This window comes from Aeromonas sp. 75A (assembly GCF_051919425.1).
Lineage (GTDB): Bacteria > Pseudomonadota > Gammaproteobacteria > Enterobacterales > Aeromonadaceae > Aeromonas > Aeromonas veronii.
This window is the reverse complement of sequence record NZ_JBQBES010000002.1, coordinates 332,330-345,430: the sequence shown is the minus strand read 5'-3', so window position 1 is coordinate 345,430 and position 13,101 is coordinate 332,330. Positions and strand designations below refer to the sequence as shown.

Below are 13,101 nucleotides of genomic sequence, written 5' to 3'. Positions count from 1 at the left end.
TCTGTTGCGCCTCCCGATAAAGGCCTTTGCGAGAAGCTATGTATCAACAACAGTGGAATAACGACCATATCTACCCGGGCCTCGACAGCACCGAGCTGGAAGCGGACATGCGCGCAGCCCGCCACGCGCTGGAAGAGCTGGCCAGCTATATGGCGGGTCTGGACGGGGTGCGCGACGATGACGCAGCGCTGCTGGATTTCTTGCGGGAAGTGCGGCTGCGCGCCCGTGATATTCGCCATATCGGCTGGAACGTCGCCATTCTGGCCGCATGCCGCGGCAGTCAGGATGCGCGGGATCCGCAGGCCAAACAGCTGGCGTCCCGTGCCCGCGCCCTCAACGCCGATCTGTTCAAGATCCTGGCGCCGGTGGAAGATCTGATGCTGGCGTTGCCGGAAGAGAAATTCGCCGCGCTGATGAGTGATCCACTGCTCGGTGAGGAGGCGTACCGCCTGCGCCACGAGCGTCGTTTGCAGGATCAGCGCCTGCCGGTGGCGGCGGAGCAACTGGTGATCGGTCTGGGCACCGATGGCCTGCACGCCTGGGGCAACCTCTACAACGATCTGGTGGGCAAGATCCGCTTGACCATTGATGGCCGCGAGATGGGGCTGGCCGAGGCGAGCAATCTGCTCTCCAGCCCGATACGTGCGCTGCGTTTAGAAGCCTTTGATGCCATCAGCGCCGGTTGGGAAGGGGAGCAGGAGACGGTTGCCGCTATCCTCAATGCCCTCAACGGCTGGCGGCTGGAGCTGGCCCGTCAGCGTGGCAACACCCGTGTGCTCGATGCGCTGGATCTCTCCTGCCATCAGAGTCATATCGAGCGAGCCACCCTCGATGCCCTGATGAGCGAAACCTGGCGAGCCCGTGGGTTGGGTCAGCGCGTCCTGGGGCTGATGGCCGAGCGCCTTGGTCTCGACGATTTGGGGCCGGAGGATCTCTTTGCGCCGCCGCCAGCTTCCAGCAGCCGTGACATTCCTTTTGATGAGGCGATCGAGTTGATTGCCGATGCCTTTAGCCGATTCGATCCCGAGATGGGGGCGTTTGCCCGCATGATGGCCGAGAAGGGGTGGATTGATGCGGCGCCCACGCCAAATCGCCGCACCGGCGCCTACTGCACCAAGTTTGCCGAACCGGTCGAACCGCGGGTCTTCGTTACCTATGCCGGCACCATGGACAATGTCATTACGCTGGCCCATGAGCTGGGTCACGCCTGGCACAACTGGGTGATCCGCGATCTGCCGATGAGTCAGCGCAGCTACCCCATGACGCTGGCGGAGACCGCCTCCATCTTCGCCGAAACCCTGGTGCGCAGCGCCCTGTTCGAGCAGGCGCAAAGCCCGGAAGAGCAGCTGGCCATCATCTGGGCCGAGGCCGACGGCGCGGCCACCTTCCTGGTCAATATCCCGGCTCGCTTCGATTTCGAGCAGGCCTTGGTGGCCGAGCGGGCGCAGGGTTATGTGTCGGCAGAGCGGCTCAAGGCGTTGACTGACGAGGCGTGGGGACGCTGGTATGAGGGGAGCCTGACCCGCTATCACCCCATGTTCTGGGCGGCCAAGGCGCACTTCTCCATCGCGGGGCTGGGCTTTTACAACTACCCCTATCTGTTCGGTTATCTGTTCAGCCTCGGGGTCTATCAGCAGTTGATGAGCCGCAAGGCGGCGGGGGAAGAGGGTGTCGCTGAGGCGTATCGCGCCTTGTTGCGCGATACCGGCCGGATGAGCGCCGAAGATCTGGTAGCCAAGCATCTGGGGCAGGATATCCGTGAGGCCGCCTTCTGGCAGGGGAGTCTGGCACAAGTAGCGCAGGCAGTAGAGCGCTTCGCGCAGTTGCCTGCCTGATTGGGTCAGCGGTGATATGAACAACAGGCCCCCGGACAGTCTCGCTGTCCGGGGGCCTGTTTGTTATGCCTGTTCTTGCTGCGGTTTGATGGGACCAACGAACAGAGGACGGGTCTGGTGAGTCAGGTCCGGCTGATAGCCGTTGAAGAAGAGGTTGAGCAGCACCGAACTGATGGTGGCCAGCAGGATACCGCTATGAAAAAGCGGTTGTAGCTGCGCCGGAAGCTGCTGGAAAAAATTCCCGGAGACCGTCGGGATCATGCCAATTCCGAGACTGATGGCGACGATATAGAGGTTGTGGCGGTTGCTGTTGTAATCGGTGCGCGCCAGGATACGAATACCGGTGGCCAGCACCATACCGAACATGACGATACCGGCGCCCCCCAGCACGAAGGGCGGTATAGAGGCGACCAGCACCGACATTTTGGGGATGAGGCCAAAGGCGAGCAGGATCCCCCCGGACATCACGCAAACCCAGCGGCTCGATACCCCGGTCACGCTTACCAGCCCGATATTCTGGGAGAACGAGGTGTGGGGGAAGCTGTTAAAGACACCACCTATGATGGTGCCGATGGCATCCACCCGCAGCCCGCGTACGATATCGCCGCGACTGGCCGGATGGCCTACGATGTCGCCGAGCGCCAGAAACATCCCCATCGATTCGATGAAGGTGATCAGCATGATCACTGTCAGGGTGGCGATGGAGATGGGATCGAAGGTGGGCCAACCAAAGGCGAACGGTACTATGGGGGCAAACCAGGCCGCCTCACCAAGACCGTCGAGACTCACCTCTCCCATGGCGATGGCTACTATGAAGCCGAAGATGATCCCGAGCAGCACCGAGATATTGCTGAAAAAACCTTTGGTAAAACGGGTCACAGCCAGAATGAAGGCGAGCACCACAAAGCTGGTGCCGATATAGCGCAGGCTGCCATATTCGGGGTTGCCCTTGCCCCCCGCCATCCAGTCGATCCCCACCTGCATGATGCTGATCCCGATGGAGGTGATGACCACCCCGGTCACCACGGTGGGGAAGAGCGGCATCAACCGGCCTATCAGGGGCACCAGCAGGGTCGAGATGATGCCAGCGGCTATGGTGGCGCCGAAGATGCCGGTGAGCCCCAGATCCGGATTGGCACCGATGGCCAGCATGGGCATTACGGCGGCAAAGGTGACCGACATGATGACCGGTAGCCGGATCCCGGCGAAACGCCCGATACCGACACACTGCAGCAGGGTGACGATGCCACAGCAGAAGAGATCCGAACTGATGAGGTAGGAGATCTGCTCCTTGGGCAGCCCCAGACTGCCGCCTATCACCAGTGGGACGGCGACGGCGCCGGCGTACATCACCAGCACATGCTGCAGGCCGAGGGTAAATAGCTGGCCAGCGGGGAGCATGCGCTCCACTTCGTCCACCGGGCGCTTGCGCGCACCCGGTCGGGGGGAGGGGGGATTGGTCTCGTTCATGAACAGATCACTCCTTGAAGCCCGCGCAACTGCTACAGGCAAGATAGTGAAAGCCGCAGCTTTCCCGGTCATTGATCTCGTGTATTGACAGAGGTGCCAGATCCCTCGGCAGTAGTGAGAGGGATCCGGTGCAGCACGGGTCAGTGCACAAAACATGCACAACGCCACTCACGAGAGAAAACGTTTGGCGATAACGCCTTGTTTTTGCGGGATGAGTCACATACCGACCAGATAAGTGTCCGGCTGCTGGCAGGGGAAGGAGGTGAGGGCATCTCAGATTGGTAAGGGGTTTATCATTATCGGTCTGGCGATCTCACTTTGATAGCCAGGCACCAGAGCGTTGCTCGCAATGCGCCCCTCTGCATGTGACGGCGCTCGCGGGCCGCAGGGCGCAATCGGGGGCGGGGGCGTGATCCAAAGCAAGAAAGTTGGATGTTTTGGTGGCGCACGGGGCCGCCGCTGGGGTAGTTTCGATAAAACCGACACAGATCCTGAGGTCTTATCCATGATCATCTATCTGCATGGCTTTGATGCCACCAGCCCAGGCAATCACGAGAAAGTGCTGCAGTTGCAGTTTATTGATGATGATGTGCGTTTCGTGCACTACAGCACGGTTCACCCCCGTCATGATATGAGCCATCTGCTCAAGGAAGTGAAAAAACAGCTCGATATGAGTACCGATCCCAAACCGCTGATCTGCGGCGTGGGTCTTGGTGGCTACTGGAGCGAGCGGATCGGCTTTCTGTGCGGTATTCGCCAGGTGATCTTCAACCCCAACCTCCATCCGGAAGAGAACATGCAGGGCAAGATCGACCGGCCGGAAGAATATGACGATATCGGTACCAAGTGTGTAACTGAATTTCGTAAGAAAAATTCAGGAAACTGCCTGTGTATCCTTTCCGTTCAGGATGAAGTGCGCGATAATCGGGACACTGAACGTGAATTGAAGAACTATTACGACATCGTGTGGGATGAGCGCGAGACTCATAAGTTCAAAAATATCTCGCATCATCTGCAGCGGATGAAGGCCTTCAAAGAAGCCTGATCCATCACGTCGACCGATTTCGTTTTAGGGAGCCAATGGCTCCCTTTCGTTTTGAGGAACCGAGGAAAATCATCATGATGAATATTGTCGTTGTAGGCGGCGGCGCCGGTGGCCTGGAGCTGGCCACCAGTCTGGGTCGCAAGCTTGGCAAGAAGAACAAGGCCAAGATCACTCTGGTCGATCGCAACCGCACCCACCTGTGGAAACCCCTGCTGCACGAAGTAGCCACCGGCTCCATGGACGCGGGCATCGATGCTCTGAGCTACCAGTCTCACGCCAAGAACCACGGTTTCGACTTCCAGCTCGGCACCCTGACCGACATCAAGCGTGACGATAAACGCATCGTGCTGGCCCCGATCCACGACGACAATGGCGACATCGTGGTCAACGAGCGCGAGCTGCCCTACGACTATCTGGTGATGGCCATCGGTTCTGTCTCCAACGACTTCAACACCAAGGGCATCAAGGATAACTGTATTTTCCTCGATAGCCCCTCCCAGGCGCACCGTTTCCACAACAGCATGATGAACCGCTTCCTGCAGTTTGCCACCGAATATAAGCCGGGCGACAAGGTGAAGATTGCCATCGTCGGCGGCGGCGCAACCGGCGTTGAGCTCTCTGCCGAGCTCTACAACGCGGTCGAGCAGCTCTACGCCTACGGCTTCAAGAACCTCACCACCGACAGCCTGAAGGTGACCCTGGTGGAAGCGGGCCCGCGCATTCTGCCGGCTCTGCCGGAGCGCATCAGCGGCGCTGCCCATCAGGAGCTGGTCAAGCTGGGTGTGGACGTGCGTACCGCCACCATGATCACCGAAGCGACCAGCGACGGTCTGCACACCAAGGATGGCGAGCTGATTGAAGCTGACCTGATGGTGTGGGCGGCCGGTATCAAGGCGCCTGACTTTATGAAGGATATCGCTGGCCTTGAGACCAACCGCATCAACCAGCTGGTGGTAAAAGAGACCCTGCAGACTACCCGTGATGAGAACATCTTCGTGATCGGTGACTGCGCAGCCTGCCCGCAGCCGGATGGCAAGTTCGTGCCGCCGCGCGCCCAGTCTGCCCACCAGATGGCCAGCCAGGCGTTCAAGAACATCCTGGCCAAGATGAACGGCGGCGAGATGAAGCCCTACCTCTACCACGACCACGGTTCGCTGGTCTCCCTCAGCCGCTTCTCCACCGTGGGCAGCCTGATGGGCAACCTGATGCGCGGCTCCATGATGGTCGAGGGCTACATTGCCCGTCTGGTCTACATCTCCCTCTACCGGATGCACCAGATCGCCCTGCACGGTTACGTCAAGACCGGCCTCATCATGCTGGTGGGTCGCATCAACCGGGTACTGCGCCCGACCCTGAAGCTGCACTAAGCCGTGATTTGGCAACATGTTGAATACCAAAAGGAGAGGCGATGGCCTCTCCTTTTTTATGGGCGCAGCTCAGGAAAGAGAGCGTTACTTGCCCAGATAGGTACGGTCGAAGAAGGTATTGACCCAGTGAGGGCGGTAGATGGCCAGCACTGTCATCGCCATGCCGTTGAGCAGAGCTTCGGGGAACAGCAGCAGTGGCCAGATGGAGAGGTAATCCGCCGTGATGGTGTGCCAGGGGTAGCTGTGACTTAGCCCCATCAGCAATGCGCTGGCGGCCACCTTGACCGAGATGGTGATGGCGCCACCGAGAAAGGCGGCCACGAAGATATAGACAAAGAGATGGCGCGGCAGCCAGGCCCAGCTGGCCAGAAACAGCAGCCAGCTGGTGGCTACCGGCAGGGCGATGCCCACCAGTGCCTGCCAGCCAAAATCGGCCAGATTGGTGACACCGAAGTAACCGAGCACCAGCAGGGTCAGGCAGGGGGCGAGCAGTGCCAGCCGCCAGCCCAGCAGCAGGGTGAGGGAGGTGAGCCCGAGAAAATGGACCTCCAGCCCCTCATGCAGACCGGCCCTTAGATACCAGAGCGGCACCAGCGCGATGGCACTCCCCAGCAGCAGGTGCTGATAGAGGGGGTTGTCATGGAGGGTTTGCCACAGAGAGCGGCGCAGGCTGAAGGCCAGCAGTACCAGCCAGATCAGGAGGGCGGCGAGTTGTCCTTCACTCATCTTGTCGTCCATTCATGCAGTAGAGTCCGGGCGGTCTTCCCGACCGCCCATAGCAGAGCAGGCTGACGGATCAGCCTGCTTTTACCATCAATATTTGACGTTGTTGTGGTACTTGCCGAGGATGCCCTTGACCCGTTCCATGGTCTCCTTGCTGGGGGGCTTGATCCCGCTCAGCTCGTACGGGTCGCCCAGCACATCCCACTTGTGTTTGCCGAGCTCATGGTAGGGGAGCAGCTCCACCTTCTCCACGCTCTCGCCCAGCTCGGCGATGAACTGACCCAGCCCTTCGGCGCTCTCGTCGTCATCGCTCCAGGTCGGTACCACCACGTAGCGGATCCACATGGTCTTGCCTTTGGCCGCCAGATAGCGGGCAAACTCCAGGGTGTATCTGTTGCTGACGTGGGTCAGTGGAATGTGTTTCTCGTCATTGATCTGTTTGATGTCGAGCAGCACCAGATCGGTCTGGTCGAGCAGCTTGTCCACCTGTTCGTCGAGATGACGGACGAAGCCGTTGGTGTCGAGACAGGTGTGGATCCCTTTCTCTTTGCAGGCAGTAAAGAGTTCGGTAATGAAAGCCGGTTGCAGCATGGCTTCACCGCCGGACGCTGTCACACCACCGCCGGAGGCATTCATGAAGTGGCGATAGCTGGTGATGTCACTCATCAACTCCGGTACGGTCACTTCGCGGCCACCTTCGGTATCCCAGGTATCGCGGTTGTGGCAGTACTTGCAGCGCATCAGGCAGCCTTGCATGAATACGATAAAGCGTATTCCCGGGCCATCGACAGTGCCGCAGGTTTCGACGGAATGGATCCGGCCAACGGTGCCGTGAGCTCCGGCTGGCTGGCTGATTTCAACGTCTGGGATCCGATTAATGACAGACATAAACAACTCCAACGATTCGAGCAGGCCGTTATTTTATTACATAAACCCCTATTGATCCTACACCTTTAGTCCGGCGCCCGGCTGCCAAGCAGCTGCTCCAGTCCCTTGACGGTGAGCGGCCGACTGGTGAGAAACCCTTGATAATGCTGGCATCCCAGCGCTTTGAGGATGGCCAGCTGCGCTTCCTCTTCCACCCCTTCGGCGGTGACGGTAAAACGGAAGACCTGGGCCAGATCGAGTATTGCCTTGACGATGGCTCTGTCCTGTTCGCTGTGTACCAGGGTCTGAATGAAGCTTCTGTCCAGCTTCACCTCATCGGCGGGCAGATCTCGCAGATAGGCCAGCGACGAGTAGCCGGTACCGAAGTCGTCGATGGAGATGAGGATGCCGAGCTCCTTGAGCTGGCGCATTCTGGCAATACTCTCCTGCCTATTCTCCAATACTACAGATTCGGTCACCTCCAGCAGCAGGCGGGAGGGGGGCACACCGGTATCGCGCAAGATGTACTCCACCTGTTGTACGAAGCCCTGGGTGTGGAACTGGCGGGCACTGACGTTGACCGACAGATGGGGGATCTGCAGGCCACGGTTGAGCCAGAAGCTGTATTGGGCGCAGGCGGTCTTCATCACCCAGTAGCCGATCTCGAGGATCAGGCTGGTCTCTTCGGCGATGGGGATAAACTCCCCGGGCGGCACCATGGTGCCGTCGCTGCGCTGCCAGCGCAGCAGCGCCTCGATACCCGACAGCGAGCCATTGTCGACCCGGTATTGCGGTTGGTAGTGGAGTTGCAGCTCGTGGTGACGCAGGGCATCGCGCAGTTCATTGGTAAGGGTCAGCCGGTTCTTCTCATGTTGGGCCATCGCCTCGGTAAAGAAGACGTAGTGGCCCTGACCGGCGCGCTTGGCCATGTGGGTCGCGGTGTCGGCCTGTTGCATCAGGACCAGATGATCCGTCTCGTTGCCGGAGAAGAGGCTGATCCCCACCGAGGCGCTGCAGTGCAGTTTGTGATCGCCGATGTCGAACGGGGTGCGAAACAGCCCCATCAGCTCGCGGGCGAAGTGCTCTGCCAGAATTTTGGCGGTGACTTCCCCTTGTCCCAGCTGGGTAAAGAGCAGGGCAAACTCATCACCTGAGATGCGCGCCTGCACCAGATTGTCCTGGGGCAGCTCCCTGAAACGCTGCACCACGGCCTGCAGCAACAGATCGCCGCAGGCGTGACCGAGGGAGTCGTTGATCGACTTGAAGTTGTCGAGATCCACCAGCAGCAGGGCGCCCCACTGGCCGTTGGGGGCGCTCAGGGTCTGCTGCAAAATATGGTTGAGGCTGCGGCGGTTGTGCAGACCGCAGAGATCGTCGTAGTAGGCGAGCTGCTCGATATGTCTGGCCGCCTCTTTTTCCTGGGTGATGTCGTAGAAGCTGCAGATAAAGTGGCTGAGCTCCCTCTGCTCATCCTTGACGCCGTTCACCATCAAGCGCACCGGAAAGAGGTGACCATCCTTGTGCAGGCAGCGCTCTTCCCCGAGCCAGAACTCCTGCTCGTTGACGGTGCGGCTGACATCTTCCTTGAGATGATCCCCGTAGTAGGTGGGGCGCAGCTTGCGAATGGAGTGACCGATCACCTCTACCTCGCCAAATCCGGTGATCCGGCTGAAGGAGTGGTTGACCTTGAGGATGATGCCGTTGTGATCCATCACGATCAGCCCATCGTGGGTATTAAAGGCTACCTCAGCCAGCCGCAGGGCATCGTCGGTGGCGAGGCGCTTGAGCTCGATGGCTGCCCGTTCGTGCTGGCTGCTCAACAGATCCAGCAACTGTTCGGGCTCCTCAAGGGGGGTATCGAGCAGCAGGGTGATCTGGCCAATGGGGGCGCCGCTCTGGCCATGGAGCGGAATGCCGATGTAGGCGCTGGCATTGAGGGCCAGCAGCCGGGTCGCCTTGGGATAGCGCACGGGCAGATCTTCCACATAGATGGCCTGACCATGCTGGAACAGCTCCTGAGCGGGGCCGGGGTCGAGCTGGATGGGCTTGAGGGTGGAGCAGATCTCCTCGTTGATGACGCAGCGGGGGATGATCCAGAGATCCTGACCGCGGGGCTGGAACTCACCGATCCAGCCCACCCGGGCACCGCTGGCGCTCATGGCCCAGCTTACCAGCGTCTTGCAGTAGTCGATGCCGGTCTGCTGGTGCAGCTCGGGCGGGAGGGCCAGCTCGGCGCGGTGCTCTTCCGGTTGCGGCTGCCAGTGACCGAGCAGCTGGGCGCTGCTGCGCACCAGCTGCAACATCTCCTCGCTAAGCGGGGTGGGATCGAGATACTCCAGACTCAGCACCCCGAACAGCTTGTCCTGCTCCAGCAGGGCACCATCAAGGCGTGAGCGCACACCGGCACTGGTCAGATAGAGGTGATTGCTCAGCATCGGCTGGTGGGCCGCTTCCGAGAAGCTCAACGATTTGCGGGTACGCAGGGCGCGGATATAGCGGCTGTCACCGCGAATGGGGTAGAGCGTCTCGACCCCTAGGGTGAACACTGGGGTGAGTTGCTCGCTGCCGAGATCGCCATTGGCCTGATAGTGCCAGAGGATGAGCCGATCGGCCCCCAAACTCTCTTTAAGGGCCTCGAGCAGGGGCGCATACTGTTGCTGGCTCGCCATCTGGCTGAGGCGCGGCAGTTGCAATGCCAGATCGGCGATGGGCTCCTGGCGAAGGTTCTGCAGACAGATGAGCCAGAAGCCATCCTGCTCGTGGGCGAGGGCGATATGCCACAACTGGCTGGCAAAGCGCACTGTGATCTTGCCGCCATGGCCGTTGGCCAGCAGTTGTTCGATGGGCAGGCGCAGGGCATCGGGCAGCTGGGCAGGCCAGGGGGCGCGCGGCTCATCGAGCCAGTAGAGCGGGGTTTGCATCACGTCGGTCAGGGCGACCAGCCGTTGACTGCGCAGATCCAGACGGAAAAAGAGCGGCGTCTGGAGGGCAGGAGGAAGATGACTGAGTGCGGTAGACGACATGAACAAACAACATCCTGTTAAGCAACCGTCGGGGTTGCAAGAATACTGCAAAATGGTGTGAAACAAAATTTCATTGAATTCTAAATTAGAAAAGTCTAATTTATTGCCCATTATCATGTATGAGGAGTCTTGCAGATGAAACGGATCCTGATTATCGGTGGTGTCGCGGGGGGCGCATCGGCGGCGGCTCGCGCTCGTCGTTTGAGTGAAGAGGCAGAGATCGTGATGTTCGAGCGGGGCGAGTTTGTCAGCTTCGCCAACTGCGGTCTGCCCTATCACATCGGGGGCGATATCCCCGACCGGGATGCCTTGCTGCTGCAGACTCCCCAGAGTTTCAAGCGCCGTTTCAACGTCGATGTGCGGGTCTTCCACGATGTGATTGAGATCGACAAGGCGGGCAAGACCTTGCTGGTGCGCAACCTGCAAACCGGTGAAGAGCAGCGCGAGCATTACGATGTGCTGCTGCTGAGCCCGGGGGCGGCGCCGATCCGTCCTCCTTTCCCCGGTATCGACAGCCCCCATGTCTATACCCTGCGCAATATCCCGGACATGGATCGCATTCTGGCGGCCCTGCACCACGATCAGCCGCGCCACGTCACTGTGGTGGGCGGCGGCTTTATCGGGCTGGAGATGATGGAGGCGCTGCATCAGCGCAAGCTGGATGTCACCCTGCTGGAGCTGGCCGATCAGGTGATGGCTCCGGTGGACAAGGAGATGGCCAACATGCTCCATGCCCGCATCCGGGAAGAGGGGATCGACCTGCGCCTGCGCACCGGCCTCACCGCCATCGAGAGTCTGGATCTGCCTGCCGAGAAGACCTCCGCCGTGCCGACCGCCAAAAGCGGTGGCCTGCGCCTGACCCTCAATGACGGTTCCCATCTTGATACCGGTCTCTTGATCCTCGCCATCGGCGTCAAGCCGGAAACCCTGCTCGCCGCCAAGGCGGGGCTGGAGCTGGGCCCACGGGGCGGCATCAAGGTGGATGCCGGGATGCGTACCTCGGATCCCTTCATCTACGCGGTGGGGGATGCGGTGGAAGAGATAGACTTCGTCACTGGCGAATCTGTGCTGATCCCGCTGGCGGGCCCGGCCAACCGGCAGGGGCGCATCGCCGCCGACAATATGCTGGGCCGAAGCGAAACCTACAAGAAGACCCAAGGGACCGCCATCTGCAAGCTGTTCGATCTGGCGGTGGCCAGCACTGGCCTCAACGAGAAGCGACTGGTGCAACTGGGATTGCCGTTCGAGAAGGTTTATGTCCACCCGGGCAGCCACGCCGGTTACTACCCCGGCGCCCATCCGGTCAGCCTCAAGCTGCTGTTTGCCCCGGATGGCAAGATTTACGGTGCCCAGGCCATCGGCAAGGATGGCATCGACAAGCGCATCGACGTGCTGGCAGTGGCCCAGCGCGCCGGTCTCACCGTGTTTGATCTGCAGGATCTGGAGCTTACCTATGCGCCGCCGTTCGGCTCGGCCAAGGATGTGATCAACATGGCCGGCTTCGTGGCAAGCAACCACCTGAAGGGGGACACCCTGCTCTGCCATGTGGCCGAGGTGCAGGCTCGTAACCCCCATCAGCTGGTGGTGGATGTGCGCAATGGCCCGGAGCTCGACAAGCTGGGCCGCATTCCGGGGGCGCTGCATATCCCCCTCGACGAGTTGCGTGGTCGCCTCCATGAGTTGCCCAAAGAGAAAGAGCTGCTGATCAGCTGTCAGGTTGGGCTGCGCGGCCATGTCGCCTGCCGCTTGCTGAGCCAGCACGGCTTTAAAGTGAAGAATCTCTCCGGCGGCTTCAAAACCTGGCAGATGGCCACCGCCGAGTAACCGTTTTATTTCTGTGCCTGTTTGCCCCTCTCCCTTGTGCGTGCAAGATGAGGGGCTTTTTGTTTCTGCTTTTCGCCCTCCTTGCATTCCCTAATTGCAGCAATATTTCGACACACTTTATTTCCTGTGTCGGACAAAATTAACGTTTTGTTCAGGGGATGGGTGCTATAACCCCTGCCTCGTTCATGATGAACCGTGTAGTAGGGAGAGTGACATGCTGGATATGCTGATGGCCATTTGGCATCAGGATTTTGACGCCCTGGTTCAGATGCAGGCGGTACCCCTGCTGATCAGTTGCCTGATGCTGGTACTGCTGCTGGAGTCCGCATTCGTCTTCCTGCCCCTGCCGGGGGACAGCCTGGTACTGCTGGCCGGTGGGTTGGTTGGCATGGGGGTGTTTGGCCCCGAAGTGACTCTTGTCTATCTGCCGTTGGCTGCAGGCATAGGTTCCGTGCTCGCCTACTGGCAGGGACGGGCCCTACAGCGCACCCGCTTTATGGATCATATCGAACGGATGTTGCCTCCCGACAGCCTGCCCAAGGCGACCCGGCTGCTGAAAAAGTACGGTTTTCTGGCGATGTTCTCCTCCCGTTTTATCCCGTTCGTGCGGGTGCTGACCCCCATGCTGATGGGGGTTGGCCGCCTGAGCGTGCTGCGGATGTGCGTGGCCAGCTTTGCCAGTGCCTTTATGTGGGCGCTCTGCCTCAGTTTGGTGGGCAAGCTGGCGATGAATACCCCCTTCTTTCTCCACCACAGCGAACTGTTGACCCGGGCCCTGCTGATTACCTCGCTGGTGCTGTTTCTGGCGGCCGTCATGGCCATCCTGTTTCGCTGGTTCAAAGGCGGAGCAAAAAACGAGACCAGCCACGACTAGATGACAACCCTTGCCGCACTGGATCAGTGGGCAAGGGGGTTCTCGTGCTGCAGGGGGGCGGAATTGTGCCCAT

At 60.1% G+C, this 13,101-nt stretch carries 9 protein-coding genes; 5 read left to right on the top strand and 4 right to left on the bottom strand.

Annotated elements, in window-relative coordinates; all coding sequences use genetic code 11:
- Positions 1-38 precede the first annotated feature (38 nt).
- Positions 39-1,835: a M3 family oligoendopeptidase gene (locus tag ACTG2T_RS01515; protein ID WP_330125168.1), complete on the top strand. Its 1,797-nt coding sequence runs from the start codon at positions 39-41 to the stop codon at positions 1,833-1,835.
- A 63-nt stretch (positions 1,836-1,898) separates the two neighbouring features.
- Here ACTG2T_RS01515 and ACTG2T_RS01510 read toward each other — a convergent pair whose 3' ends face one another.
- Positions 1,899-3,305: a nucleobase:cation symporter-2 family protein gene (locus tag ACTG2T_RS01510; protein ID WP_330125167.1), complete on the bottom strand. Its 1,407-nt coding sequence runs from the start codon at positions 3,303-3,305 to the stop codon at positions 1,899-1,901.
- 505 nt (positions 3,306-3,810) lie between these two features.
- On the opposite strand from ACTG2T_RS01510, the gene ycfP reads away from it, so the two are divergent.
- Positions 3,811-4,350, top strand: coding sequence for an alpha/beta hydrolase YcfP (ycfP, locus tag ACTG2T_RS01505; protein WP_005334000.1), 540 nt, complete (start codon positions 3,811-3,813; stop codon positions 4,348-4,350).
- A gap of 74 nt (positions 4,351-4,424) precedes the next feature.
- Entirely contained in the window at positions 4,425-5,717 is a 1,293-nt protein-coding gene (locus ACTG2T_RS01500; RefSeq protein ID WP_005333998.1) for an NAD(P)/FAD-dependent oxidoreductase, read from the top strand.
- An 84-nt stretch (positions 5,718-5,801) separates the two neighbouring features.
- Here ACTG2T_RS01500 and ACTG2T_RS01495 read toward each other — a convergent pair whose 3' ends face one another.
- From ACTG2T_RS01495 to ACTG2T_RS01485, 3 genes are all read right to left on the bottom strand, one after another.
- Complete coding sequence (locus ACTG2T_RS01495; protein WP_043819419.1) at positions 5,802-6,443, bottom strand: energy-coupling factor ABC transporter permease; 642 nt, start codon at positions 6,441-6,443, stop codon at positions 5,802-5,804.
- 87 nt (positions 6,444-6,530) lie between these two features.
- Complete coding sequence (pflA, locus tag ACTG2T_RS01490) at positions 6,531-7,328, bottom strand: pyruvate formate lyase 1-activating protein (RefSeq protein WP_330125166.1); 798 nt, start codon at positions 7,326-7,328, stop codon at positions 6,531-6,533.
- 65 nt (positions 7,329-7,393) lie between these two features.
- Complete coding sequence (locus ACTG2T_RS01485) at positions 7,394-10,330, bottom strand: sensor domain-containing phosphodiesterase (protein ID WP_330125165.1); 2,937 nt, start codon at positions 10,328-10,330, stop codon at positions 7,394-7,396.
- A 135-nt stretch (positions 10,331-10,465) separates the two neighbouring features.
- On the opposite strand from ACTG2T_RS01485, the gene ACTG2T_RS01480 reads away from it, so the two are divergent.
- Positions 10,466-12,154: an FAD-dependent oxidoreductase gene (locus ACTG2T_RS01480; protein ID WP_005344666.1), complete on the top strand. Its 1,689-nt coding sequence runs from the start codon at positions 10,466-10,468 to the stop codon at positions 12,152-12,154.
- Between the two features lie 214 nt (positions 12,155-12,368).
- Positions 12,369-13,028 carry a DedA family protein gene (locus tag ACTG2T_RS01475; RefSeq protein WP_330125164.1) on the top strand — a complete coding sequence of 220 codons (660 nt, stop codon included), beginning with the start codon at positions 12,369-12,371 and terminating at the stop codon, positions 13,026-13,028.
- Positions 13,029-13,101: the final 73 nt, after the last annotated feature.

Coding starts and splice junctions, on each gene's coding strand:
- ACTG2T_RS01515 (WP_330125168.1), top strand. CDS start 39: ATGTATCAACAACAGTGGAATAACGACCATATCTACCCGGGCCTCGAC.
- ACTG2T_RS01510 (WP_330125167.1), bottom strand. CDS start 3,305: ATGAACGAGACCAATCCCCCCTCCCCCCGACCGGGTGCGCGCAAGCGC.
- ycfP (WP_005334000.1), top strand. CDS start 3,811: ATGATCATCTATCTGCATGGCTTTGATGCCACCAGCCCAGGCAATCAC.
- ACTG2T_RS01500 (WP_005333998.1), top strand. CDS start 4,425: ATGATGAATATTGTCGTTGTAGGCGGCGGCGCCGGTGGCCTGGAGCTG.
- ACTG2T_RS01495 (WP_043819419.1), bottom strand. CDS start 6,443: ATGAGTGAAGGACAACTCGCCGCCCTCCTGATCTGGCTGGTACTGCTG.
- pflA (WP_330125166.1), bottom strand. CDS start 7,328: ATGTCTGTCATTAATCGGATCCCAGACGTTGAAATCAGCCAGCCAGCC.
- ACTG2T_RS01485 (WP_330125165.1), bottom strand. CDS start 10,330: ATGTCGTCTACCGCACTCAGTCATCTTCCTCCTGCCCTCCAGACGCCG.
- ACTG2T_RS01480 (WP_005344666.1), top strand. CDS start 10,466: ATGAAACGGATCCTGATTATCGGTGGTGTCGCGGGGGGCGCATCGGCG.
- ACTG2T_RS01475 (WP_330125164.1), top strand. CDS start 12,369: ATGCTGGATATGCTGATGGCCATTTGGCATCAGGATTTTGACGCCCTG.